At 39.3% G+C, this 24,252-nt stretch carries 27 protein-coding genes; 15 read left to right on the forward strand and 12 right to left on the reverse strand.

The features are described 5' to 3' along the window. Positions 1-174: 174 nt before the first annotated feature. Complete coding sequence (locus QZ076_RS09995; RefSeq protein WP_293712969.1) at positions 175-3,669, forward strand: hypothetical protein; 3,495 nt, start codon at positions 175-177, stop codon at positions 3,667-3,669. 51 nt (positions 3,670-3,720) lie between these two features. Continuing rightward, positions 3,721-3,987, forward strand: a complete 267-nt coding sequence (locus tag QZ076_RS10000) for a GNAT family N-acetyltransferase (RefSeq protein WP_293712971.1) — start codon at positions 3,721-3,723, stop codon at positions 3,985-3,987. Between the two features lie 18 nt (positions 3,988-4,005). On the opposite strand, the gene QZ076_RS10005 is transcribed toward QZ076_RS10000, so the two are convergent. The 4 genes from QZ076_RS10005 to QZ076_RS10020 form a co-directional block, all read right to left on the reverse strand. Further along, complete coding sequence (locus tag QZ076_RS10005) at positions 4,006-4,653, reverse strand: pentapeptide repeat-containing protein (RefSeq protein WP_129732379.1); 648 nt, start codon at positions 4,651-4,653, stop codon at positions 4,006-4,008. Between the two features lie 47 nt (positions 4,654-4,700). Continuing rightward, the gene (locus QZ076_RS10010) at positions 4,701-5,387 is read right to left on the reverse strand and encodes a murein L,D-transpeptidase catalytic domain family protein (protein ID WP_293712975.1); all 687 of its coding nucleotides are present in this window, start codon (positions 5,385-5,387) and stop codon (positions 4,701-4,703) included. A 33-nt stretch (positions 5,388-5,420) separates the two neighbouring features. Further along, entirely contained in the window at positions 5,421-6,425 is a 1,005-nt protein-coding gene (locus tag QZ076_RS10015; RefSeq protein ID WP_293712977.1) for a L,D-transpeptidase, read from the reverse strand. Positions 6,426-6,563: 138 nt separating this feature from the next. Next, positions 6,564-6,752, reverse strand: coding sequence for a ferredoxin (locus QZ076_RS10020; protein WP_293712979.1), 189 nt, complete (start codon positions 6,750-6,752; stop codon positions 6,564-6,566). Between the two features lie 189 nt (positions 6,753-6,941). Here QZ076_RS10020 and pruA point away from each other — a divergent pair, with 189 nt between their 5' ends. Next, the gene (gene pruA / locus QZ076_RS10025; RefSeq protein WP_293712981.1) at positions 6,942-8,573 is read left to right on the forward strand and encodes an L-glutamate gamma-semialdehyde dehydrogenase; all 1,632 of its coding nucleotides are present in this window, start codon (positions 6,942-6,944) and stop codon (positions 8,571-8,573) included. Positions 8,574-8,656: 83 nt separating this feature from the next. Next, positions 8,657-9,829 carry a proline dehydrogenase family protein gene (locus tag QZ076_RS10030; RefSeq protein ID WP_293712983.1) on the forward strand — a complete coding sequence of 391 codons (1,173 nt, stop codon included), beginning with the start codon at positions 8,657-8,659 and terminating at the stop codon, positions 9,827-9,829. 445 nt (positions 9,830-10,274) lie between these two features. On the opposite strand, the gene QZ076_RS10035 is transcribed toward QZ076_RS10030, so the two are convergent. Both QZ076_RS10035 and proC read right to left on the reverse strand, forming a co-directional pair. Next, positions 10,275-11,186 carry a HEPN domain-containing protein gene (locus QZ076_RS10035; protein ID WP_293712985.1) on the reverse strand — a complete coding sequence of 304 codons (912 nt, stop codon included), beginning with the start codon at positions 11,184-11,186 and terminating at the stop codon, positions 10,275-10,277. Positions 11,187-11,199: 13 nt separating this feature from the next. Continuing rightward, a complete protein-coding gene (gene proC / locus QZ076_RS10040; protein WP_293712987.1) occupies positions 11,200-12,003 on the reverse strand; it encodes a pyrroline-5-carboxylate reductase in 804 nt (267 codons plus the stop codon). A gap of 222 nt (positions 12,004-12,225) precedes the next feature. On the opposite strand from proC, the gene QZ076_RS10045 reads away from it, so the two are divergent. After that, entirely contained in the window at positions 12,226-13,509 is a 1,284-nt protein-coding gene (locus QZ076_RS10045) for a phage integrase SAM-like domain-containing protein (protein ID WP_293712989.1), read from the forward strand. A 7-nt stretch (positions 13,510-13,516) separates the two neighbouring features. Here the strand turns inward: QZ076_RS10045 and QZ076_RS10050 are convergent, their stop codons facing one another. The 6 genes from QZ076_RS10050 to QZ076_RS10075 all read right to left on the reverse strand — a co-directional run bounded on the left by QZ076_RS10050 (position 13,517) and on the right by QZ076_RS10075 (position 18,877). Next, positions 13,517-14,149, reverse strand: coding sequence for a hypothetical protein (locus QZ076_RS10050; protein ID WP_293712991.1), 633 nt, complete (start codon positions 14,147-14,149; stop codon positions 13,517-13,519). A gap of 2 nt (positions 14,150-14,151) precedes the next feature. Next, positions 14,152-15,141: a hypothetical protein gene (locus QZ076_RS10055; RefSeq protein ID WP_293712993.1), complete on the reverse strand. Its 990-nt coding sequence runs from the start codon at positions 15,139-15,141 to the stop codon at positions 14,152-14,154. Between the two features lie 154 nt (positions 15,142-15,295). After that, on the reverse strand, positions 15,296-15,877 hold the full coding sequence (locus QZ076_RS10060) for a hypothetical protein (protein ID WP_293712995.1): 582 nt from the start codon (positions 15,875-15,877) through the stop codon (positions 15,296-15,298). Between the two features lie 130 nt (positions 15,878-16,007). Then, positions 16,008-16,892, reverse strand: a complete 885-nt coding sequence (locus QZ076_RS10065; protein ID WP_293712997.1) for a hypothetical protein — start codon at positions 16,890-16,892, stop codon at positions 16,008-16,010. Between the two features lie 10 nt (positions 16,893-16,902). Then, entirely contained in the window at positions 16,903-17,934 is a 1,032-nt protein-coding gene (locus tag QZ076_RS10070) for a hypothetical protein (RefSeq protein WP_293712999.1), read from the reverse strand. 22 nt (positions 17,935-17,956) lie between these two features. Beyond that, positions 17,957-18,877 (reverse strand): helix-turn-helix domain-containing protein, encoded by a 921-nt coding sequence (locus QZ076_RS10075; protein ID WP_293713001.1) that lies wholly within the window; start codon positions 18,875-18,877, stop codon positions 17,957-17,959. Positions 18,878-19,207: 330 nt separating this feature from the next. Here QZ076_RS10075 and QZ076_RS10080 point away from each other — a divergent pair, with 330 nt between their 5' ends. From QZ076_RS10080 to QZ076_RS10125, 10 genes are all read left to right on the forward strand, one after another. Beyond that, positions 19,208-19,828, forward strand: coding sequence for a Rha family transcriptional regulator (locus tag QZ076_RS10080; protein ID WP_293713003.1), 621 nt, complete (start codon positions 19,208-19,210; stop codon positions 19,826-19,828). A gap of 184 nt (positions 19,829-20,012) precedes the next feature. After that, positions 20,013-20,228, forward strand: coding sequence for a hypothetical protein (locus QZ076_RS10085; protein ID WP_293713005.1), 216 nt, complete (start codon positions 20,013-20,015; stop codon positions 20,226-20,228). A 15-nt stretch (positions 20,229-20,243) separates the two neighbouring features. Continuing rightward, a complete protein-coding gene (locus tag QZ076_RS10090; RefSeq protein ID WP_293713007.1) occupies positions 20,244-20,639 on the forward strand; it encodes a hypothetical protein in 396 nt (131 codons plus the stop codon). 13 nt (positions 20,640-20,652) lie between these two features. Continuing rightward, positions 20,653-20,892 carry a hypothetical protein gene (locus QZ076_RS10095; RefSeq protein ID WP_293713009.1) on the forward strand — a complete coding sequence of 80 codons (240 nt, stop codon included), beginning with the start codon at positions 20,653-20,655 and terminating at the stop codon, positions 20,890-20,892. A 588-nt stretch (positions 20,893-21,480) separates the two neighbouring features. Then, entirely contained in the window at positions 21,481-21,789 is a 309-nt protein-coding gene (locus QZ076_RS10100) for a hypothetical protein (protein ID WP_293713011.1), read from the forward strand. Beyond that, complete coding sequence (locus QZ076_RS10105) at positions 21,764-22,246, forward strand: recombination protein NinG (RefSeq protein ID WP_293713014.1); 483 nt, start codon at positions 21,764-21,766, stop codon at positions 22,244-22,246. Before QZ076_RS10100 ends, QZ076_RS10105 begins: the two co-directional genes overlap by 26 nt. A gap of 9 nt (positions 22,247-22,255) precedes the next feature. Next, positions 22,256-22,549 carry a helix-turn-helix domain-containing protein gene (locus tag QZ076_RS10110; protein WP_293713016.1) on the forward strand — a complete coding sequence of 98 codons (294 nt, stop codon included), beginning with the start codon at positions 22,256-22,258 and terminating at the stop codon, positions 22,547-22,549. Between the two features lie 258 nt (positions 22,550-22,807). After that, complete coding sequence (locus QZ076_RS10115; protein WP_293713018.1) at positions 22,808-23,524, forward strand: hypothetical protein; 717 nt, start codon at positions 22,808-22,810, stop codon at positions 23,522-23,524. A 207-nt stretch (positions 23,525-23,731) separates the two neighbouring features. Beyond that, positions 23,732-23,893, forward strand: coding sequence for a hypothetical protein (locus QZ076_RS10120; protein ID WP_293713020.1), 162 nt, complete (start codon positions 23,732-23,734; stop codon positions 23,891-23,893). A 12-nt stretch (positions 23,894-23,905) separates the two neighbouring features. After that, complete coding sequence (locus QZ076_RS10125; protein WP_293713022.1) at positions 23,906-24,196, forward strand: hypothetical protein; 291 nt, start codon at positions 23,906-23,908, stop codon at positions 24,194-24,196. Positions 24,197-24,252: the final 56 nt, after the last annotated feature.

Consider the following 24,252-nt stretch of genomic DNA (forward strand, 5'->3'; position numbering starts at 1 on the left):
ATACTTATAATAGATCCTTGCCAATAGGATGGCAGAGTTCTGCCAATGGTGTGGCAGGGTCTTGCCAACCGTATGGCAAAACATCCAGCTGCCATAGAACCCTAAACATAATAACAGTTATCTTGTTTTAATTTATAAAGTCTTTGCTTTACCGGATAACGTTTATAATTAGATATGGGGCGAAAAAAGAAAATAGCAAAATATATTTTCCCGGCAATCGGATTGCTGGTTGTGTTGCTTACTGCCCTGAACCTGTATCTGAACCATCGGCTTGAACGGTATCTGAAGAAGGAACTGAGCCGCCGGACGACAGAGGCTACGGATGGTTTTTATAATCTTTCGTTTGATGATCTCTCTATCGGTTTCATAAAAGGAGAATTGAAGATAAAAGGCGTCAGGCTTATGCCCGATACGACAGTCTTCCGGCAATGGGCGGCTATCGACAGTCTTCCGCAGACTTATGTGAAGGCAGAGATCGGCGTGATCGATTTTAAAGGGGTGAACCTGACATGGCGTTGGAGTTATAAGAAGCTACACTTTAACTCCTTTGAAATTAAGGGCCCGGAGATAGAAATATTCGATTCGTACGACTCCGGACGCACGGAGAAGAAGGCCCGGAATGTCAGTTCCAAATCATTGTACGAAGTCATTTCACCGTATATAAATGTGTTGAGTGTGCGGACGCTGAATCTGGAAGATGCGAGTGTCTCGTATACGGTTGAGAATCCGGTGACACCGATCCTGTATGCATTGACCGATGTCAGTTTCCGTGCATATGATTTCAGGCTGGATGAAAATTCTTCCCGAAGCGGCAAGTTGCTCTATTGCGATAATTTTGAGTTTGTAACCAACCAGCCTCAGACTCTGCTTGCCAATAACGATTTCGTGTTGAAAACAGACAGTATCAAGCTGAGTACGCTGGATTCGATCATTTATATAGAAAGAATCAATCTGATTCCGCAGGAGAAGTTGTGGATAGAGAAAAACCGGCAACCGGATAGCTATGTGGATGCATTGGTCCGGACGATTGAAGTAAACGGCATACAGTTTAAACGGGAAGAGGCTCTGAATTATCTGACAGCCCGTTCTTTTGATATTTCATCATCGGATATCCAGGTGTTTAACCTGGCGGCTGATACGGCGCCTAAAGACAAAACGGTCGATAAACCTGCAACCATGAATACCGATTCATTGGTACAGGCCTTGTCTCTTTATGATATTATATCGCCGGTATTACATAGTGTTGCTATTCAGTCCATCGGTATACAGGATGCCAAAGTGGCCTATTCACAGGCTGTGAAAGATTCTGTCGAGGTCTATAAACTGGATAATTTTAATTTTCAGGCGAATGAATTCCTGGTAGATTCGGTTTCCGAAGTGAAGCATGGTTTATGGTATTCGCGCAGTTTTGCTTTTGAAGCAACAGGGATCAGCGGGATGATGACGGCCCGTAACCATCGCCTGGATGTGGAACGTATGGCACTGAACACGGAAACCGGCGATTTCAGTATTGAGAATATCCGGTTGAAACCTATCTCCGTTAGATCGCGCAACGATTATATGTCGGGCAGTATTGATACGATCGCTATAAAAGGTTTACTGTATGATAAAGGGATCAGTGCCGGTCTGTTTAAGATAGACCGTCCGAATCTCCGGTACAATAAGGCACCCTCTTATAATAAGGAAAATAAAGAACAGAAAATGCCGGTCGATACCCGGGCGGATATTGAAGATATATTGAATCCGTTACTCCAATATTTATCTATTAAACAGATTCGTCTGAATCATGCTTTTGTCACGTTGAACGATAGGAGCGTGCCTGATCCTGTCGTTTATAAACTGAAAGATTTCAATTTCTATGCAACCAATTTCCTGATAGACGACAGTACGAACCGGAGCAACGGATTGTTTTTCCAGTGCGATAATTTTGGATTCAGTCTAAAAGACTTTGATAATTACCTGCCGGGAAAAGAATACCGGTTGTATGTGAGTAAAGGCGATTTCTCCACTCAGAAAGGCCTGTTTCGTTTGCAGGATGTAAAGTTGATCCCGCAGGATTCGTTGTGGAAAAAGGCTTCGAAGTCGCATATAAGGTTTGAGGTCCCTTTAGTTTCGGTTTCCGGAATGAACCGCTTACCGGATAAACTTGCCCAAAGCCTGGAAACAGGAGCCGTTCATCTGAAGTCGCCGTATCTGGAGGTCGTCGATAAGGATGGGACTTTTTATAAAGCCGGACTGAAAGATATAGGGATCAGTAAAATTAGATGGGACAGCCTGCATTTTGCTGTTGGCGATATTTCATTGGTTGATCCTGTTTTTTCTTATAAGCCGGGGAATGTTCCGGATAAGGAGAAAAAGAAACCTGCCGCAGGCGAGTTGGAGGATGTGTATGAAATGCTCGGACGTTTTACGCCTGACCTTTCACTGGAGAAATTGGATATATCGAATGCCGTATTGAATAACGATACGGCCAGCCTGCTATTGGAAGGATTACATGTCAATGCAGCAGACCGTCTGTTTAAGCTGAAAACAATCCGGTTCAATACGAAAGACCTGTCTTTCCCGTTGGATAATGGCTTTTATACATTGAGTATCGGCGAAGTGAGCCTGAATAATACGCAGCTCGACCTGGCGGATATCCACCTGCTTTCCAAATATCCTAAGATGGAATTTGCCTATCTCCAACCCGAACATAAAGACTGGTTTGATGTCAAAGTGGGACGTTTGAATCTTGCGGGGATCGACTTGCCGGCCTGGATTACACAGCAAGTGATAAAAGTAAGAAAGGTGCAGGTGGATGATGCCGTCCTTCAGAATTTTAAGAACCAACAAATAATCGTACCCCGTCATATTGTTCCGATGATTTACTCCGGTCTGCAGAAAGCTCCCGTTAAAATAGCTGTCGATAGCCTGGATGTCAATAACTTTTCTGTCGTTTATGAAGAGCTGGCCCGGAAGGGGATAAAACCGGGAAAATTATTCTTTACGGAGATGAACGGTAAGTTTTCCGGATTTACGAATATCGTTACCCGTCCGGATCAGTATATCCGTCTCGACGCAAATGGAAAGCTGATGGGATCAGGCTATTTTACAGCGACCTGGTTGTTGCCTGTCGATTCATTGAACGATCGTTTTATCCTGAATGCCCATATGAAAGATTTCGACCTGACAGCCTTGAATGAATTGATAACCCCGCTGGCATTTGCCAAGATCGAAAGCGGGAAACTGGATGATTTTACATTTAGTACGGAAGCCTCCAGCAAAGGAGCTAACGTCGATATGCTGTTCCTTTACCGAGACCTGAAAGCAGAACTTTTCAAAGAAAAGCATGGAGAGGTGATTGATAACAAGTTTTTATCACGCCTGGCAAACCTGGTGTTGAAACATGATAACCCGGATCATCCGGAAAAGGGAAGGCATACACCCAGGCAGTCTCATCTGACTATTGAACGGGATCCTTATCATTCTACATTTAATTATTTATGGCAGATACTGCGTCCGCCCCTGATCGAGTCGGTGGGTGTTTCTAAAAAGACACAGGATGTCGCCAAAGAAGTCAGTGGCTTTTTAACTAAAATAAAGAATCTCTTTCATCCCAAAAGAACCAAAGCGCAGACCGAAAAGAAAGATGATAAAAACGAAATAACGAATGAACTTATCCGGAGGTAAAGTGTTTTATATTAAAGAGCGTTGTTTTGTAGATAAATAATAAACGAATACATGGAATATGATATAATTCATCACCCGGAGAAATATCGCTTCGAGGTGAAAACGAATGATTTAACGGCCTTTGTGCAATACAGGCTTGTCGGCAATAATCTGGATATTATTCATACAATAGTTCCGGAACCTCTGGAGGGGCAAGGTATTGCCGCTTCCCTAGTGAAAGCGGCTTTCGACTACGCATTAGAGAATCAATTAAAGCCACGGGCAATCTGCTCGTACGCGGTAGCATGGTTAAAAAGACATCAGGAATATGCAAGATAACCAGTTTGAAAATGATGATTATCCTTTGATTGTAACACCCAGTAAATGGGCTAGTTCAAGTGCTTGCAGGGAAGTTACTGCAGCTCCACGTAACTCACAACCTGTAATGGGACTTATCCGTATGCCGGATATGTCGCAATTGCTTAAATCTGTACCTTTCAAGGAAGTACGGTAAAATTCCGCTTCTTTCAGGTTACACGCATCGAATACCGTATAGGCAAACTGGCAACTTTCCAACGAACCACTTTTCAGGTCGCATTGGTTGAAGCCCACATATTTCAGTTTGCTCATGGTCAGGTTGATATATTCTGCTTTGCAGTTACTGAAAGTAATATGATTTAATGACGATTCCGCGAAGTTCACGCCGATCAGTTTACAATCGATAAACTCGACACGATGGAAGCCGGATTCGGAGAAATTGACATTCGAAAGATCGCAGTTCCGGAAGATTATATCGCTGAACTGCGATTTTTTTATGCCACAGCCAATCAACATACAGTTCGTGAACAGGCAGGACTGCATATTTATATTTTTTGTCTTGATCTCAAATACCCGTTGGTTTTTGAAAGAATATTCCGTCACGTCTTCTCCATCATTTAGGAGTGTCTCGTCCAATGGGGCGTCTTCTTTTAAAACAGCTGTTACCCGGGGAGCAGTTATCTTCATGTTATATTGCTTTTAATGGATTAATTTAACAGACATGATATATACACTTACATAGTGGCAATCTGTTTGGATAGGATAGGGCTGTAGGCCAGATAATTCTGGTTATTGGCATAAATAAACAGCAACGAACCGCCCTTGATCGTATTAATGATCGGTTTGCTGACCGACTGTGGTAGGGCCGGACAACCGAAACTACGTCCCAGGCGACCGGATGAAGCGATAACGGAAGGGTTGGAGTAAGCCGCCCCATGAATCACGATCGCCCGCTCTTTGGCGCGGTCGTTAATCCCTTTTTCCAGACCGTTTAGTACTAATGAATAACCGTTTTTCCCCTGATAAGTATTTTCTGTCACAAAGAATCCCAATGAGCTTTTGAGAGACCCGTTCTCGTTCGAAAAAGAGGTGGCATAATTCCCTCCGCTGTTCTTCCCATGGGAGACGAGCGAGGTGAACAACAACTTTTTATGTCTCATATCGAATACATAAAAACGTTCCTCCGTAGAAGGTTTGCTGAAATCGACCAGCGTAAGTATTTCTTTACTTTTTTGTTCGATCTTATTATATCCGGCTATGGCCTGTTCGAAGGCTGCATAATTGACAATCCCTTCCAGTTCCATTTCCATATATAACTGCCGGCAGCTTGAAGTAGCGGACGTGCGTGGCACCGGCCGACTCATCGAAGAGAAGTTTGCCGGAATAAACAAAAGGAACAGATATAAGAAAATTTTGTGCATGTCAGTGTGAATCAGACTGCAAAGTTATCATTTTTAATCAAAAACAAAAACAAGAGTTTCCTCGATAGGTGCCCAATCGTAAATAAATTTAGCATGCGAGGTCGCATTCCTTACGCACATATGGGAGCGGGGAGTCGTACCCAGCGACGGGCTGAATTCAATCAAATTTTTCCGTGGCGCATTGACGGGTACACCATGTATATAGCCCCCGTTGGTAAAGCGGCTGGCATAAGGGGCAAAGCCGCCGGTCTCCGTCGTCCCGTCTACCAGGTAGATCATCCGTGGTTTCTTTTCCTGGATCACGAAAATGCCGGGAGGGGTTTCCTGGGCATAAGGCGGCCTGTGCAAACCGGTGGTTGCCGGGTTCATACTTCTGACCAGCCATTTGTCGCCGACGTGTTCCATTGTCGCTATATTCTGGTTTTTTGTATCGACAAAGATCGCCTTTCTGAATACAACCGTGTCGGCGATGGTTTCGATATATTTGCGGGGCACCATCCATTCTTTTCCCGTATGCACGGAAGCTACCTTTATGAAGTTTGTATAGTCTTCCAGATGTTTCACCAGCGAACCGTCGCGGCCGTACAATTCGGGAACGGAGGTATCGGCCGGTAAATACAGCGGTACGCCCTGGAAACGTTCTACTCCCAGCGAGTCGGCGACCCGGCGGTAAGAGTCGCGGTGATAGTTCTTGACTAACGGAGCTTCGCCGTTCTTGTTCCTGTAGTTTTGCAGGATCGACCAGGTGGTCGGTTCCCGTTGGGTCGACTCGAGCCAGGTAAGCCGTTCGCGTATCTTATCCCATTGGAATTCGCGGGTGGTATCTTTGTAAGGATAGCTGTCGGCCAGGGTATGCTGGTCGTAGAGTAGCTCCTTTTCAATGATAATTTCTTTGGGAGCCACCTCCACCTCTTTCGCAACATCGACAACCGTTGAGTCCGGTACCGGTAAATCACCGGATACGGGCTTGTCGGTCTTCGTTGTACAATAACTGAGGGCAACGAGACAAAATACCGGAAATAAGACCGCTCTTTTCATACTGGTTTCTTTTTATGGTGAATATATACTTTATTATTGATATAACCACCGAATTATCAGGAAAAGAGGTTATCCCATCCGGAATAACCTCTTCACTTTTTACTCTGCTAACGCTGGTCGATGAGACATTTGTCTCACTCAATCATATTTAATAACGCTGACCGGACAGCTTTCAGCTGCTTCCTTTATTCCTTCTTCGTAGTCGTTAAAGTTTACTCCTTCATTTACGTGGGAACGGTCGGTTACGTGAAAAACTTCCGGGCAGATGCCTTCGCAAGTACCGCAGGCGATACAGTCCTCTTCTATCCAAACACTTCTAATTGCCATAGTTGTATACATTAAAGATGATTTATATAAGTATAACAAATCAAGGGGCGAAATGGTTGATGTAATTTATACACGAAATGATGTCCGATTAAAACTAATTTAACGCTTAAGTCGCTATGAATTAAAATTATTTTACTACGTTTACAGCACATAAAATCTTTGATTAACTATTCATAAACTAAAAACAACATGGATAACGCTATTTTTAGATTTCCTAAGCCTATTAATGAACCGGTAAAATCGTATGCTCCCGGATCGAGTGAAAAAGCAGCATTGAAAAGCACGTTAGCACAATTGTCCAATGAAGAATGGGATATTCCATTGATCATCGGAGGTAAAGAAGTTCGTACAGGCAACACCGGTAAGGTGGTTATGCCGCATGATCATCATCATGTACTGGCCACTTATCATAAAGCCGGCGAAAAAGAGGTACAGATGGCCATCGACGCAGCTATGAAAGCGCATAAGGAATGGTCGGAACTTCCCTGGGTGGAACGCGCTTCGGTTATGTTGCGGGTGGCAGAGCTTTTCGCTACAAAATATCGTTATCTGTTGAATGCTTCGGTGATGCTGGGGCAGAGTAAAAATCCTTATCAGGCAGAGATCGATGCTCCCTGCGAGCTGATCGACTTCCTGCGTTTCAGTACATTCTATGCCAGCCAGGTATATGCCGACCAGCCTTATTCGGATACAGGTATCCTGAACCGGATGGAATACCGTGCACTGGAAGGTTTCGTGTTCTCGTTGACACCGTTCAACTTCACCTCTATTGCCAGCAACCTGAATATGGCTCCTGCCATGATGGGTAACGTGGCCGTATGGAAACCGTCTACAACTGCTATCCATTCGAATTATCTCTTGATGAAGGTGTTCCAGGAAGCCGGACTTCCTGACGGTGTAGTCAACTTTATCCCCGGACAGGGAAGCGTGATCGGTAAGGTGGTGACAGCCAGCCGCGATCTGGCAGGTTTCCATTTCACCGGATCTACTTCTACTTTCAATACCTTATGGCGTCAGATGGGTGAGAACCTGGGTCATTATAAATCGTATCCGAAGATCGTGGGTGAAACAGGCGGTAAGAACTTTATCTTCGCCCATCCTTCAGCTCCGGCAGCAGACGTGGCAACAGCCATCGTTCGCGGTGCATTCGAATATCAGGGACAGAAATGTTCGGCCGGTTCACGTGCTTACATTCCTGCTTCTATGTGGAAGGAAGTGAAAGAAATGGTAGGCGATATGCTGAAAGATATCAAGATGGGGGATGTGCAGGACTTCACCAACTTCGTCAATGCCGTGATCGACGAACCTTCGTTCGATAATATCATGGGATATATCAATTATGCGAAACAGGCATCGGATGCAGAAGTTATATTCGGAGGTAACGGTGACAAGTCGGTAGGTTATTATATCGAACCGACAGTGATCCAGACTACAAATCCGTCATTCAAATCGATGGTGGAAGAAATCTTCGGTCCGGTAATTACTATCTATGTTTATGAAGACAGCAAGTTTGAAGAAACGCTGGAAATCTGCGACCAGACATCTCCTTACGGATTGACCGGCTCGATCTTCTCACGTGACCGTTTCGCTATCGATAAAGCGTTCAACAAACTGCGTTATGCAGCAGGTAACTTCTATATCAACGATAAACCGACAGGTGCCGTTATCGCACAGCAGCCGTTCGGCGGTTCGAGAGCATCCGGAACGAACGACAAGGCCGGTGGCCCGTTGAACCTGATCCGCTGGACGAATCCCCGTTGTATCAAGGAGGCTTTGGTTCCGCCCACTTCTTACGGTTATCCGTTCTTAGGAGAAAAATAGTATATAAGTTGACAGTCGGCAAACGGCGGTGTTTTTAGCTATCCGTTGCCGACTGTTATCTATCATCTTTTAAATCAAATACTATGTTAGACTTTGATAATACCGAGATTGCATTTTCATCTAAATCGCAGTCTGAATTGAAAAACGCTTATTTGCTGTTCAATACAATAAAATACCCGTGGCTGGTGAAATTCGCCAGTGTAGCCAGTAATATCGCTTTAAAGATCCATTTCCCTCTGGCCTGGGCTGTGAAGCCTACTTTATACAAGCAGTTTGTCGGTGGGGAGACACTGCAGGACTGTACGAAGGCAATCGACCATCTGCGGAAGTTCAACGTTCGTTCCACACTTGATTTTTCAGCCGAGGGCGAACAAACCCCCGAAGGTATTCAGGCTACGTTTGAAGAGACATTGCGTTCGATCGATTTTGCTAAAGGCAACGATAACCTGGCTTATGCCGTATTCAAACCTTCCACCATTACGACCGATGAATTACTTGCCAAAGCTTCTGAAAAACGAAGCGAACTGACCATAGAAGAAGTAAAAGCTTTCCGCGAATTTAAAGAACGCTTTATGGCTTTCTGCCAGCGTGCTTACGATAATGATGTTCGTTTGATCGTCGATGCTGAAGATTACTGTTTTCAGGATGCTTTGGATGAACTGACAGACGAAGCGATGCGGAAGTTCAATAAAAAGCGGGCGATCGTATTTGCCACTTTGCAGATGTATCGCCACGACCGTATGCCTTACCTGCGTCGTATTCTGGATGACGCTAAAGAAAAGGGCTATATTGCCGGCGTTAAATTTGTGCGCGGTGCTTATATGGAGGCAGAGCGTGCGCGTGCAGCTGCTTTAGGTTATCCGGATCCGATCTGTAAAGATAAAAAGGCAACTGACGAGAACTTTGACGCGGCCGTTCGTTTCACGATGGATCACCTGGATCATTTTGAAATGTTTATGGGAACGCACAATGAGGAAAGTAATTATAAACTGGCTAAGCTGATCGATGAAAAAGGCATTGCCAGAAACGATTCCCGCATCTTCTTTGCCCAGTTGTTGGGAATGAGTGATAATATTTCATTCAATCTGGCCAATGAAGGATATAATGTAACCAAATATGTTCCTTATGCCGCGGTTCGCGATGTACTGCCTTACCTGATCCGTCGTGCAGAAGAAAACACTTCGGTAGCAGGACAGACCAGCCGGGAACTAAAGATGTTGCAGTCGGAAATGAACCGGCGAAAGAAGGTGAATTGATAAACACTCACAGAATGTTTTTGGTATTTTGTTTGCCATTTGCAATATGCTGACGCAATGTGTTGTTGAACAGTTGTATACGCTATTGCAAATGCTTTTTTCCGTTTGCCATGTTATTTGTCATTTGCCATAATCAACCGTAAGAGGGATGATGACAAATGGCAAATAAATACTGAAAACATTGTGTATAAAAGATGTTTTATCATGTATCACTTCTGAAACTATTGCTCCCTTCCGGTCTAAGTAAATCAAACCCTATAATAAACTAATTGTTAACTCCTTACTCAGTACAACTACCCTGTACAGGATAATCGATTACCCTGTACACCCTAGTGGATTATCCTGTACACCTTAGCCGGTTACCCTGTACACCTTGATAAAAAGGAGTCCTTACATTTCAGTTAGTTAATAGGGAGGAACGAATTAGTTCCCCGGCTTCTGTCGGTTAGTTTGTCGTTCTGGCACGACTCTCATATTCCTTTATTCTATTATCGCAAACTTCTTTGGTGATCGCTGCTAAAAGCTCTACACGTGGAATTAAGGCTTCTATATCTTCTTTCGTAGCAACATAATATTTATTGTATCGTGCTTCTATATAGGCTTTAAGCAACAAATTGAATAATCGTTTTTCTTCTTCGGTATCTCGGGGAAATACTTTGATTATTTCCAAAGAATGTGTTTTGGCGGCTTTAATCAATTCTTCTAAGTCATGTAATTTATAGGTATATAATGTATAGGTCAGGATGATTGCATGGTATAAGTTCTCACAAGCTTGATGTGAAAAGAAAGCAGCTATATTAAAATCTTTGTCATCATAAGCATGACGGATACTGCGCATAAAACTTGTTGCTATCTTAAATTTAGCAGTATAATACTCCTGTGCCAACTCTCCGATCTGGGTAAAATTAAGTTTGCGGCGACGGGCTAATTTACAATTACCACTATCATAAAGCAGGATGCCTTCTCTTTTTATGTCTGTATAGAAGTAGCGGCTTTTTGTTATTTCTTTGTTAAAATCTTTGATGGTTTCATCGATAAAATGGATATGAGTAGTGAATGCATATCTTCCCATCCCTTTATATCGATAATAACGGTCTTCTACTTTTTCCAACTGACGATTTATTCCATAACTATTACATTCGTTTCGGGTGATGACCAATATATCGAAATCACTCATGAAGTAAGTCGGTACCCCGAATTCGATCCGTTGGTCGTACTCTACGTAGTTGCCGCGAGCATAACTGCCGTAGAGGATGATCATTTCACATTGATCGGCAAGTGCTTCTACTACATATTGGGTGATCAGACGCAAATCGGTCTGCTTCTCTTTAGGTAAATGGGATAACGACTTCTTCATTATGATCTATATTTTACTTGCTGGCCTTCAATCCCCTGATGACAGAAGATGTGAAACCGGACAACTCCATTTCGTTCAAACCTTTGATAGTGATACCACCGGGAGTGGTCACCTTGTCGATCTCCATTTCCGGATTACTCTTGTTTGCTAATAACAGGTCGGTAGCCCCTTTTACGGTATGGACAACGATTTCCTGTGCCTGCTTCGGATAGAAACCCAGTTCGACACCGCCTTCGATAGCAGCACGGATATAACGAAGAGCGAAAGCGATACCGCTGGAAGCCAATGCAGTACCGGCACCCATCAGGCGTTCTTCTACCAACATGGCATTGCCAAGTTCGTTGAATATATTTATTATCAGTTCGGATTGCTCCGGTGTTGCGTTATGGGCGGAGACGAAAGTCATACTACTCAATACCTCGATGGCTGTATTGGGCATGATACGGAAAAGAGCCGGAGTGACCCAGTCTTCGTAACTGGTATTTTTGGTAAGATAAGAATTCAGGGTGTCGAAGGTGATGCCGGCAGCTACCGAAACGATGATCTGCTTGTCGTAATCGAGCACTCCCTTTATTTGATCGATAATCTCTTCTACCCGCCAGGGCTTTACTGCGATGATGATAATGTCTGCTCCTTTAACCGCTTCGATGTTGTTGAGTGACAACACAAAGTCGGGATTGGCAGCTTTCATTTTATCCAATGTCGCTTGCGACTGTGCTGTACAGGTTATGTCCGATGCTTTGAACATATTTCCTTTTGCCAGTCCCTTGGCAATGGCACCGCCGATACTTCCGGCTCCGATAATCGTAATTTTCATGTCTCCGTTAATTTATTATTGTAAAATCGTAAGATGCAAAAGTATGGAAAAAAGGAATAAAACCCGTACTTAACCTAAGTGATTTATTTATTATCTAGTTGTATTTGCTAGAAACCCTTGTTTATGCGGGTTCTTGACGGTTTTAGCTTTTTTGGTTTAATCTTAAATATTGGATTATTCGATAAGAATTTACTTTGTGTTTTACAAAAATCGTACAAAAATATGGCAACAATATCATGGGTGATCTTCAAGCACCACAAAAAAGCAGATGGGACATTTAATCCTAAAATACGTGTGACGCATAATCGGACAACATCGTATTTAGCGACTAACATCTATACACCGTTCGTCAAGTTTAAGCGTGGATCGTCTACGGGAACTGTGACTAACGGGGAAATAGAGGACAGTTTAAACGGAAGGGTTAGTACGATTCGGAAGATCGTAAATACAAATCAGGATGCTGTTGACTTATGCGATAATGCCAAAGAGTTGGTTGAGTATATTGAAAGGTATCTGAATAGGCAAAATTTAGATATAGACTTTATTGTTTTTGCCAGAGAGTATATTCTTTCTATCCCTAAAAAGGGCACCCAGAGAATGCAGACAACCGGGATTAACATGCTCTGTCGTTATTTGATGGAAACGACAGGGAAAGCTCAACTGCCAATAAAATCGCTTACATCAAAGTTGCTAATAAAATATGATGCGTGGCTACGGACAGATAGAACTTTTGTTGTGAATAAAAGAACTATAAAATCTAAGGCTAAGGACAATAACGGCGTTGTTAACTACATGGTTCCTATCCGTACTATATTTAATCGGGCAAAAGATACTTATAATGATTATGAATTTGATGATATTATAATTAAGGGTGATCCGTTTAAGGTATATCACATACCGGAAGTTAAACGACCTCCCAGAAGGGCATTACCAAAAGAGGTATTGCTTAAAGTACTTAATTATAATCCTCCTAAAAATTGGAGAAGCGATACACTTGCATGTGACTTATTTAAAATGTCATTTATGCTTGCCGGAATGAATGCAGTAGATTTTTACAATTGTACTACTTATAAGGATGGAAGGTTAGAGTATTTCCGTACAAAAACAACTGATAGGAAGTCCTCAGGTGATGCGTTTTTATCGATTCGTGTTAGGCCTGAGATAGAGCCTTTAATAGAGAAGTATAGAGATAAAACAGGAAAGAGAGTGTTTAATTTCTATCAAAACTATAAAGATTCTAAAGCTTTAAATCATGCAATAGCTCAGGGCTTAAAATATATCAACAAAGAGGTCGGCGTACCTAAATTACAGTATTATTGCGCACGCCATAGCTTCGCAACAATCGCCAGGACAAAATGCGGTAGGAGTCTTGACGATGTTGCTTTCTGCCTTACGCACTCATCAGGTCATGATATTACAGAAATTTATGTTGAGCCGGATTACAGCTTAGTTGATGAGGTGATTGATAAGGTTGTGGAGTATGTATTTAAAGAGGATCAGGAGTAGTGTTTGTCTACTCCTTCTCTTTTTCAATATCTTTTATTTCACCATGCATGTAGTCGATAAAGGAACTAACAGAAAATAGAACTATATATAATAAGTCAAGTATAAAATAAACCAATAATGCTTTGATGACTCCATACATAACTATACCTATAGTAGCTTGTATGTCATCGATATTGAAGGACCAATTACTCTTAAATAGTTCGATGAGTGGTAAAACTTCTGAATCTGGACACTGATTTAGTATAGATAGAATTATACAAATAATTCCTAACAAAATAGAATAGGTTGTTAAATAACCAATTTGCTTGAAAAAGCGAGCATCCTTTTTGAATAATTCCAACTCTGTATTTGTGTATGTTGGTGCTTCTGTTAATTTAGGAAGCATATTATATATTGTCATCAATAAGTTCACTAAAAGCCCTATTAGTATCGAAAATGATGTGATCAATGAATTAAGTATCTCTGGTTTTATATTTTTGGAAAATATAAGAAAATACATGCCAATACCAATGAATACCCATTTGTAAATGCCAAAGATGTATTTAGGCATATTTACTTCATCACTATTAATTTTAGTGTATTGGTATTCATGCGAATATTTAATTAATCTTTTTATGTATCCCCCGATTGGTATAGACATAGCTACTGTATGTTAATCTTATTTTTTACTTCTGGTAAAATTTTAATACAGTACGAATATACTTCTTTTATATCAAATATCCCATTTGATGTGATGTTAATTTCATTTCCTAATAAAATTCTCGGTTTTAAGGAATCTTCGTTATCTAAAAAATAAGAATATGGTTTTTTAGTTCCTTGATCTTCTATGGTGACTTTTCTCGACCAACAATTTCTCTTATCTTTGATGACCAACTTCTCAAATTCATCATTAATTTCATCAATGCTTTTGATATAGGATTTGGAAGGTTTTATTGTTATTGTTATATCAAAACTATCCATTTCTGCTTTTACAGTTCTATCACCTGCAAATTCGCTTAATTGACTTTTTTGAATATAAGTTACAGATTTTGTTATTTCACGTTTAAATATATCCTTTTTTAGACTATCTAAATATGTTGGTATGTATTTAGTCATAATGTAATCTTTAGAAAAAAGAAATTCTTTGTTCAAGAAGCTTTTTAAATGTTCATGATATGAAACTCCTGTATAAGATTGAACCATCAATATGCCTTTATCAGAATTAGGTCGAAGATATATCAAAAAGAAAAATTCTTTAGTAAGAGCTACGTTATTAGGTATCTTGTTTTGCTCATTTTTATTTTCAAGTGGAACTGTAAAATTTCTCTCCCCATAACTTCCTCCATGCAACACTCCCGAAAAAATGAAATTTTCAATTGAAATATTGTACTCTGGGCTAAATTTTATTATCTCTCCTTCTTTATCGCAAGGTTTAATAGTAATTACCTTATTTGATCTATCTATTTGGTAACATGTATCTATATCAAGTTTTTTTATAAATGATTCAACAAATGCTTTAAATATGCTTTGATCAGTCTCATCTTCAGGAATGACTGTTGATAATAAAAGATCCTTAAAGCATGATCCACTTTTATCTTTGCCTTTTTTGGCTACTGTAATACAATAAATATCTAATACAGGTTCTAATGCCATAGTAACTAGTTCTAAAGTTTATATTCAATTTTTTTGGCTTTTGTCAAAGTCATTTTGCAAATAAAGTATTTTATATCAATATATGCAATAAAGAGAGACTTTATTTATCAAGATAATTATGGAATGTATAAATTCCGTGTATTACGAAATTAATTTATGGCTGTGTTATCGATGTGGTATCTGGTTTAATTGTACACTCTTTAACTTTAAGTGCAATACTGTTCATATCTTCTTGCGATATAGATGGACTTCTAAATCCAAAAATTAGAGTTAGTATTAATCCTATTATAGCAAGAGGTATAGAAAAATTATTGACAAGTTTAGTATAACGATAATTTTTCTCTTTAGAATATAAAACTCTAGCTAGTTCTGATAGATTGAACGGAATGGAGCTAACTTCCTCTTTTTGGGCAGCGTCTTCTATGGCTGTCAATAATCGTTTCTCATGATCTGGTATATTTTCAAATGGTTTTTCTGATTTTTCATCTCTTATCATTTCTTTTATAAATGGTGAATGATCTATGTAAAATTCAGGAGTTTGCTTCTGAAGAATATAAAGTAGGTATTTTTCAAGAAATGAACAAAAAGAAATATCTAAATAATTATTTTTGTATATCAATAAAATCTCATCTGCCTCTTTTAAGGTGTTGTTGGTTAGACCTTTGTTTAAGAGTTCAAATGCTGAAGTTAATAATCTTTTTCTTTTTCGTATTCTGATAATAGGTAGTACTGCCATTGTTATCAGAAGTAAGAAATATGTTATTACAATGAGTGCAAACGTTATTGAGTCATCAGAGAATGATTTGAACATATATTTTATGATTTAAAGTTTGTTTTTTATTTAAAGTCCCTTGCTGATTAATTACTTAAAAGTAAGTGTCATCTCCGTAATTTCTTAATTTAGACTTTGCTATTTTACTTTTTCTACTAGCTTCTCCAGGTATGGAAAAGTCGAACGCAGACAGATTATTGTATCCTCCATGTGGAATTGTACCCTGATATAGGAAGCAATATTCACCAGGCTCTAATGGATTTGTCGGTATTACTTTAAATGTATTATCATTTATTGGTATTATATCAAATGGAATTGTACTGTTTTCATCAACGCCAATACTAGTGCCAGCATAGATATTTACAGAGCCAGTAATTAACTCTCTTGTTTTTCTTTTTTTGTCAAGTTCTACTAAAACGAACTCATTCGGTGAGGTTGCTGCAAAGAACCACCAATTATTTCCATTGTTGATATATGATTGGTCGTTTTGATTTGCAAAGAAAAATACAAATTCCGGTTGAGTACTGTTTACTATGTTGGCGGATGATGAATTGTTCAATACTGTTTTTATGCTTGAGCTTGCTAACCCATATGATAAAGAGGATCCTAGCGTATTTGTTTTTGTTCCTGAAAAAATAGAAGGTAATACTCTTGTCAACTCTTCGCCCTCATTAATAAAGATGCCTAGTCTTTTGAAGGATTCGACATTATTATTGTTGTCATCTTTAGAGTTTATATTAGAGCTATTTAATACAGCCATGAGGATGTTATCTGATATGCCATTTTCTTTTAAGCCTTTTAATGCTTCAATGCTTGTATCGAAATTATTGTTGCTATTTTGTATTTTGGCTACAATGATATCTTCTGAAAATCCTAACTCTATCATATCCAGTATTGATTGGTTTGTTAGAGTTTCCGTTTGTGCATGAATTTCTAAACACATTAATAATGTCAATAGTAATACTAGTGTCTTTTTCATGATTATTTGTTTATAATTTTTTTTGTTCTTCTTCTTTGAATTCAAGATTAAGTTGCGCCTTTGTAGCCTTTTTCTTTTTATTATACATTTTACCTTCTGAAGTCTCTATTATTTTATCATTAACAAAATAACCAATAACATTTTCTATGTTGTAAGTTGTAATTATTTCGTTACCAACATCATCTATACGACGGTCCATCTTGAGAACGCATGATATGCATGCCCCATTTTTAAATTCTATGCTACCGGATTGAACCATAGATTTAAATTCATTAGATTTCATATTGAAGTTCAGAACTTCTCCATTATATATGCCTCTCCATTGATAATTTCCTTTTTTTAGTACGGGAGAAATGATTTCTATGATGGCTAATTCATCAACAATAGGTTCAAGTTCGTTTTCCTTTATAATGAAATTATCAAAATCAGACCTTTCAATTGTCATTTCTGTTCTACTTTTATCCTTAGATGTATAGGAAATGGTTAAACAGGATATTTTATTTTCCTTTAAAAGTTCTTCATAAAAATTTGAGGTTCGTTTTGATATTTTCTGGTTCTCTTTTATTGAATCTACGATTTTATCACAAATACCCTTTTCTTGTTTTTCTTTCAATTCATTTTCAATAAGATTTGCTTCGGCATTTGATTTTCTGATTTCTGCTTTCTTTAATTCAATATCAGATTCTGTGTTTTGATAGTTTAATTCTGTTTGCTTATTGTCTTCGAACAGTTTGAGAATCAATTGAGTTGAAAGTACTGATAAAGGAGTTCCTATAATAGCGGTGACTATCAGAATGAGAAGTTGATTAGATATAGTACCGGCTTTAAAATTTTTATTTAGAACTTTGAGTCTTTGTATTAATCCTCCTTCTCTGATAGCTAAAGCTTCAATATTAATTTCAATATTAAGTTCTTTAGATATTTCTTCGATGAGATGGAGTAATTCCCATTCGCTTTTGTTTAAGACAAAGGCGTTCATGCTATGACTTTTATCTAGTAGCCAATAGTGTAATTCCAAGTCATTAGATTCTGTGGCGCTCATGTGATTTAGATTTAAGTTGTTATTAGTTCCAGTTTCTCGCGCTCACAACTCCGGTAACTATTGCCCAGTCAAATATTTCCTCGACTGGAAGATCGTAGGGGTTAAAGCCATCCTCTGTGTTGAAAGAGACGCATTTGATAAATCCATTTTTTTCCGATTCCTGGAGTTTCTTGATTACAACTCCTTCCGAGGTTGCTAGTGCATAAACTTCACCCCAGCGAACGTGACTACGGCTTTTCCATAACCTGCATGCAACAATATCACCTTCTCTAATAGATCGAGCCGGATTATTTCGGTTGATCATACTATCCCCTTTGGCTTTAATAGAAAAATCATATTCATTCATGAAAGGAAGGGATAAACCATCACATTCAGTTTCTTTGATTGCGAGGCTAAAGCCTGATGGGGCTCCACAAACAGCATAGACAGAGTCAATGAAAGGTTTTACGGGATATGGATTTTCATCTATCTGTACTATTTTTGAAGATGAGGCTGCTTTTAGCATCTCACCTTCTCCCGTGAATACCCACACAGGATCTAATTCAGGAAGACTCTTTAGGGCTTTATTTATTGCGTGAATTGGTATGGTGTAATCATTGTCTGAATCATTCCAATATTCAATTGATGATTTTATTGATTTTGCAAATTCTTTAATCGGTATTTCTTTAGATGTGACATATTGGATAATCCTTGTCCTAGCACTTAATTTAGTTCTTTCGGTAGTGCTGTCCAAATATGGGACTCCCTCACCTGTAATCAACCAATCCAAACTTACTTGGAAGTAATCTGCAAGTATTTTTAATGACCTTCTACTAATAGAATCGGTTTTGTTATTCATTAAACGGCTTAGAGTAGATTGAGATATGCCGGTTTCTTGTGCAATGGTGTACATTGTAATTCCTCTGCAATCAGCTAGTTGCTTAATTCTTTCTGGTAAATTCACGTTGTTTAACTATTTATGCTTGCAAAATACTTGCAATATGCTTGCGAAATACTTTATATTTGCATCGTAAAACATTTTAAAAGGACATAAAAATGGCTGTCACGACAAAAAGCCGTAACCATCATCATCCAAAGGCAAATATAGTGACAGTCCATTTCATATCCAACGATTCAACGGATTATTTGAAAAAAATAATCATCGTCAGATAGCGTGGCTGCCGTCTGAGGGGAAAAAGAGATTTAAAAAGGCTTATTCGAGTAGTTACCTGGCAGCCACATTAAGGTAATGATCGGATGAGCCTTTGTTTTTAACTAGTATAATATTAGACTTATGGAAGCACTGGTATTAAAAAATGGAACGATGAGTTCTGTTGAAATTGCAGAACTTACAGGCATGCGTCATAGTGACGTAATGAGAGCAATCCGAAATATGGAACCTGCTTGGATAAAAGTTAACGGACGCAATTTTGCGTTGGTTGATTATCCTGACAAAAAAGGAGAAAAAAGACCCTGTTACGAACTCAACAAAACAGAATGTCTTTACATCGCTACCAAGTTTAACGATGAAGCCCGTGCGAAATTGGTTCTCCGATGGGAAGAACTGGAAACAGAAAAACAAAAAGAACTATCTCCTGCCGAAATAATCCTCCAAATGGCTCAACGCAATGTAGAGAATGAGCGTCGAATGAAAGCCCTTGAAAACAAAATTGATGAAATAGAGCAGCGTACTACTACTGATCTCAAATGCTCCACTGTCGTTGCTTATGTATCACGAAATAATCTCCACCTTGATGTAAAGCGTTACGGAGCGATAGGAACAAAAGCTAGTAATATTTGTAAGAAACGAGGTATTGAGACATCGAAGGTGAATGATCCTCGCTGGGGATCGGTTAAAGTCTATCCGGATGAGGTGTTGGCTGAGGTTTTTGCAAGGGAGGAGGCTAAAAAATGACTATCGTAGAACAACTTAGAAAAGAGCGGGATGAATACCGCAAGGCGTACCATGATTACCTTGAGATGTATAATACGGTTCTGAAGCTGTATTGTGAAGAGGCAAAAAAGAATATGGATAAGGTGAAGAAGGAAACACCCCAAAAAAAGCAGTGTTTGGTAGTACAATTTAAAAAACAGTCAGTATGAAAACAATCGAATTTAAGGAACGAAGAGAGCAGATTTTATCAGTGTTCAAACAGTCTCAAAATGACCTGTTAGAACTGAATGCAGAGATTGAAAAGACGGTAGAGGCGAACCTTCAGGAGTTTGAAAGGATCCGGCAGGATAATGAAAGCTTACTGAGTATTAAAAATGACAACCAAAAAGCTTTAAAGTTCTTTGGAAAGCTATTAAAGTAAAAAGATCTGAGATATATGGAACCGAATAATAACAACCCAGTAGCGGCTCTGCTTCAGCAAGCGTTATCGTTGTCTGAAAAATCCGCCGGTATTCCGGTGATCGTCGATTATGAAGCGATCACTAGGGCGGCGATCAGGGCGGCGCGGGAAGAGAAGGAAAGGATTGCATCTAACCCAAAGGTTCTGATTACTCAGAATGAAGCTCACACACGTTATGGCAAGTCTGTAATTATAGCCCTTGTCCGGCGCGGATATCTCCAGCAATATAAGTTTGATCTCCGGGAGGCTTATGATGAAGAGGGTAATTTAATCAAGAAAGCCAAAGGAGTAATTTATTATCGAGTAGTTGAAATAGAGAAAGCTCTGGATGATGGAAACGTCTTGAAAGGGACAAGAAGAAATAAACTTTAAAAAGAGTTGAGACATGAATGATTTAAGTGAAAAAGCAATTTTAATCCTCCTGCTGATCGGAACGATCATTGCCTACGGACTTGCCGGGGCTGAGGAGTTCGACCAGGAAACAGTAGATGTTATTGGCTCTATGCCGGATGAGGTGTACCAGGAGATTGTAAATGATCTCGGCCCTAGTTGTACCAATCAGGACGTGGTAGCAGAGTATGAAGATAACAGAATGTATTACGATTCAATAATAGCAGTAAGATGATAAAGAAAAATATAATATCAGCGGATGTACATGTTGGTCATTTGGTCAAGTATAAAAGGCAGGAACTAAAGGTGGTCTTGTCGGAGGATGGATGCAGAGGATGTGTATTTCAGACGGAAGCCGGAGCCCGGTTTTGTGATCAGAGTTCTTCTTGTTTTGCTCATTTACGCCGAGATCACAAGTCTGTAAAATTTACTAATAAAGAGGGTAAGGTATGAGCGAGGTTAAGAGAATATTAACTATAACACCGGAGCGTCAGAAGAAAGAACAATTTGTGTTCAAAGGCTTCAAATGTCCGGTGTGTAGAGGCCAAAAACAATTTCACAATGAAGTTAGTCGTGATAAAATAGAGTCTACAGATTGTACATTTTGTCAAGGAACAGGGAGTCTACAATGTGAGGTGCAATTGACATGGGGGCCTGATGAGAACTGTACCTAAAAATGAAGTAAAGGCGAATTGCCGATACTGTCAGCATGGCGGTAATGTGGTGAATTATATCTGCTACTGCTCGATATTAGGAATACGTCGGTCTACGGGTATTAGAAGTTGTCAGCCGTTTATTATGGATACTATAAAATACAATAAATATGCAGAAGAGCAACAGAAAAAGAAAGAATGTCATAATTCGTGATTTAACGGATGAGGATCGGGCTGCTATTGATGTCGTAATTGCTGATACAGGTTTCCGGCAAGCCTCAAAAGCGATCATGAGAGCTGTACATTCTTTTGCACGATCATCTTTGACAATCCGGAATCAAGCGGGCAGGATAAAGATGCTAGAAGCAGAGAATCATATATTACTACATAATGCTCGGCTCATCATAGAGGCAAATAAAAAGCTGGAATCAATTTTGATATCAAAAAGGGACAATGAAAAAACAAATGATAGGATCTGATAATAAAACAGCAAAAAGCATGATAAAATCAAAAAGTACAAAATCTAAACCTAAAAAGGTTTCTATTTCCGTCTTGCAGCAAATCTTAGATAAAATATTTTCGGTGTATATCCGGATACAATCAGCTAATCAGCTGGGTTTTTCTCGGTGTATTACCTGCGGGGAAATGCTTTCGTGGATACGGATGCAGAATGGGCATTACATAGACCGTCGACATATCGTTACCCGTTACGACGAACGGAATTGTCATCCACAATGTTCGCGGTGTAATATCGGTCTACGTGGCAATCATGAGAAATACAAACGCGCCATTGTGGCGAAATACGGCGTGAAGGTTTTAGAAGAACTGGAATCTGGCAAACGGTCGATCGTAAAATTGACTATTGCTGACTATCAAGAGAAAATCGCTTATTACAAAGGCGAGGTCAAGCGGATGAGAAAGGAAAAAGGTTTATGATCAGGAATTATGACAGTAAAGAATATGTCAAATGATAATGATACTATATCATTGAAGGAATACAACGACCTGAAAAGCATTGTACTTGACATCAAGGAAATGGTTTCAAGGTTGGTCAATGAGGCAGGTAAGGAGTTATTAACCCCTAAAGAGGTTTGTGAGATACTGAAAATCGGCCGAAGCACTTATCAAAGATATGTGGATGCCGGAATTTTTGATCAAATCCAAATCGGTCATAATAATAGCCGTGTTTATGTAAGGCGTTTGGAGATCGAAAAGCTGATAGATGAAGGGAAAATTTAGATGATAGATTTAATCACTCTAGTTAAGCCGAATTTGACAGAAGTCGAGATTTCATCTATTGTGGAGAGAAATAACTTGCAAACAAATTCAAGTGATGGAGTCGTGTTCTATGATAACATAAGCACAAAAAATTTAGCTCAACAAAAAGGCGTATATATCAGAATCGAAACAAATCAGAAGCTAAAGGTAGAAAGTAGCCTGCACAAGTATTTCAATGAGATATCCGGTAATGAAAGAAGTAATTACAATCTATTTTCAATGTCACAAGCAAAGAAATCCATAAGAAATCTACTATCGGAGAAGGATATCGGTATTGACAATTTACGGGTTTATAACTACGAAATAGGGCTTAATCTTGATGTTTCTAAGGATTGTCGGTCGTATCTGGATAAGATGAAAAGTATCGGAACTGCAGGAAGTGAGAAGCTACTGTATGTAAATGCCCGCTATAAAGATGAACGTATGAAAACAACAGTCTTTCATAAGCATACCCGAAAGTACTTTAAGGTGTATGATAAAGTCTTTGAGTCAATGGATCGAAAGCGGAAGGATATACCTTTCCACCAAATACTGCGGATTGAGACGGTAAATAGAAGGTTGGATAATTGTTTTGTTACTGATTTTTTCAGTTCGGAGAATTTGAAGAAACTTATAGAGTCGTTCTTCCGGGATTGGCGAACGATCCAATTTGAGCAAGATATTATTACGCCTAAAGGAACAGGACGCGCCAAGCAATATCTTTGCCTGGAGATAATGAATAAGGGCAAAGATGCTGTATTGACACAAGCAAAGGAAAGGCATGTAAACGGCTCTTTGTCTGACTGGGAATACCGCAACATTCGGGAGTTTGTCACTAACGAATGGGATACTGTAAAGAAGTCTATAACCTTCATACAGAGCGAAGAAGAAAGGGAATTTCGGCAATTAATGAAGGTAAATCACACTCTCCTGAAAAATGATGATTTTATCGATTGATAAAAACAAGTCAATTTGCTGTATATAAATCAATTGTAGATTATGACGAGTATAAATGAATATAGGTGGGTAAATTTAACTTACCCGTTCGGTAACTATTATATTACCGTAAACACTTTGGTAGCTTGTCTTATATTTCCCGAAGGGAAAGCCGGTATACCGGCTTAAAAAGGAAATCAATAAATATAAAAAAGGCGCCTCAGAGCAATGAAAAGGAAAAATGGTAAAATAGTAGAGGCAACAGAAAAGGAGTTGCTAGGATTGTATAAAGGAGCAGTTCCCCGTGCTTATAGATCGTTTGCTGAGTTTCAGCTTGCCTTTATGATGGATGGGGGAACAATTGTAGAAACAGAAAAAGATAAACAATAAAAATCATTTCACATGGTAGCAAAGAAATCAATAATTAAGACAGAGAGTATTGATCGCTTTTTTAAAGAGTATGGCGATATTAGTTTGAATGAGGTACGATCTATTTACTATCTCATGCAGGATCAGATAGTAGTCAAGAAACTGGATGAGTTGAGCATTGGTGATCAGGTTGAATTTCATATAAGAGATAAGAGCTTAGAAGGTCGATTTAATATAGAACATGTGTATTTGTACGATGTGTATGAGCATGACGATCTTTCTTACATATTAGTTTTGAAAGACTTTAATGTGACTCGAATTTAATAAGAACTGAATCAAATGGGAAAAGTACACGCCTCTCTCTTTTCCGGCTTCGGGGC

The sequence above is a fragment of the uncultured Parabacteroides sp. genome, from assembly GCF_905196875.1.
Lineage (GTDB): Bacteria > Bacteroidota > Bacteroidia > Bacteroidales > Tannerellaceae > Parabacteroides.

Excerpts from the sequence above, each read along its gene's own strand:
- QZ076_RS09995 (WP_293712969.1), top strand. The coding sequence starts at position 175 with ATGGGGCGAAAAAAGAAAATAGCAAAATATATTTTCCCGGCAATCGGA.
- QZ076_RS10000 (WP_293712971.1), top strand. The coding sequence starts at position 3,721 with ATGGAATATGATATAATTCATCACCCGGAGAAATATCGCTTCGAGGTG.
- QZ076_RS10005 (WP_129732379.1), bottom strand. The coding sequence starts at position 4,653 with ATGAAGATAACTGCTCCCCGGGTAACAGCTGTTTTAAAAGAAGACGCC.
- QZ076_RS10010 (WP_293712975.1), bottom strand. The coding sequence starts at position 5,387 with ATGCACAAAATTTTCTTATATCTGTTCCTTTTGTTTATTCCGGCAAAC.
- QZ076_RS10015 (WP_293712977.1), bottom strand. The coding sequence starts at position 6,425 with ATGAAAAGAGCGGTCTTATTTCCGGTATTTTGTCTCGTTGCCCTCAGT.
- QZ076_RS10020 (WP_293712979.1), bottom strand. The coding sequence starts at position 6,752 with ATGGCAATTAGAAGTGTTTGGATAGAAGAGGACTGTATCGCCTGCGGT.
- pruA (WP_293712981.1), top strand. The coding sequence starts at position 6,942 with ATGGATAACGCTATTTTTAGATTTCCTAAGCCTATTAATGAACCGGTA.
- QZ076_RS10030 (WP_293712983.1), top strand. The coding sequence starts at position 8,657 with ATGTTAGACTTTGATAATACCGAGATTGCATTTTCATCTAAATCGCAG.
- QZ076_RS10035 (WP_293712985.1), bottom strand. The coding sequence starts at position 11,186 with ATGAAGAAGTCGTTATCCCATTTACCTAAAGAGAAGCAGACCGATTTG.
- proC (WP_293712987.1), bottom strand. The coding sequence starts at position 12,003 with ATGAAAATTACGATTATCGGAGCCGGAAGTATCGGCGGTGCCATTGCC.
- QZ076_RS10045 (WP_293712989.1), top strand. The coding sequence starts at position 12,226 with ATGGCAACAATATCATGGGTGATCTTCAAGCACCACAAAAAAGCAGAT.
- QZ076_RS10050 (WP_293712991.1), bottom strand. The coding sequence starts at position 14,149 with ATGTCTATACCAATCGGGGGATACATAAAAAGATTAATTAAATATTCG.
- QZ076_RS10055 (WP_293712993.1), bottom strand. The coding sequence starts at position 15,141 with ATGGCATTAGAACCTGTATTAGATATTTATTGTATTACAGTAGCCAAA.
- QZ076_RS10060 (WP_293712995.1), bottom strand. The coding sequence starts at position 15,877 with ATGGCAGTACTACCTATTATCAGAATACGAAAAAGAAAAAGATTATTA.
- QZ076_RS10065 (WP_293712997.1), bottom strand. The coding sequence starts at position 16,892 with ATGAAAAAGACACTAGTATTACTATTGACATTATTAATGTGTTTAGAA.
- QZ076_RS10070 (WP_293712999.1), bottom strand. The coding sequence starts at position 17,934 with ATGAGCGCCACAGAATCTAATGACTTGGAATTACACTATTGGCTACTA.
- QZ076_RS10080 (WP_293713003.1), top strand. The coding sequence starts at position 19,208 with ATGGAAGCACTGGTATTAAAAAATGGAACGATGAGTTCTGTTGAAATT.
- QZ076_RS10085 (WP_293713005.1), top strand. The coding sequence starts at position 20,013 with ATGAAAACAATCGAATTTAAGGAACGAAGAGAGCAGATTTTATCAGTG.
- QZ076_RS10090 (WP_293713007.1), top strand. The coding sequence starts at position 20,244 with ATGGAACCGAATAATAACAACCCAGTAGCGGCTCTGCTTCAGCAAGCG.
- QZ076_RS10095 (WP_293713009.1), top strand. The coding sequence starts at position 20,653 with ATGAATGATTTAAGTGAAAAAGCAATTTTAATCCTCCTGCTGATCGGA.
- QZ076_RS10100 (WP_293713011.1), top strand. The coding sequence starts at position 21,481 with ATGCAGAAGAGCAACAGAAAAAGAAAGAATGTCATAATTCGTGATTTA.
- QZ076_RS10105 (WP_293713014.1), top strand. The coding sequence starts at position 21,764 with ATGAAAAAACAAATGATAGGATCTGATAATAAAACAGCAAAAAGCATG.
- QZ076_RS10110 (WP_293713016.1), top strand. The coding sequence starts at position 22,256 with ATGACAGTAAAGAATATGTCAAATGATAATGATACTATATCATTGAAG.
- QZ076_RS10115 (WP_293713018.1), top strand. The coding sequence starts at position 22,808 with ATGTCACAAGCAAAGAAATCCATAAGAAATCTACTATCGGAGAAGGAT.
- QZ076_RS10120 (WP_293713020.1), top strand. The coding sequence starts at position 23,732 with ATGAAAAGGAAAAATGGTAAAATAGTAGAGGCAACAGAAAAGGAGTTG.
- QZ076_RS10125 (WP_293713022.1), top strand. The coding sequence starts at position 23,906 with ATGGTAGCAAAGAAATCAATAATTAAGACAGAGAGTATTGATCGCTTT.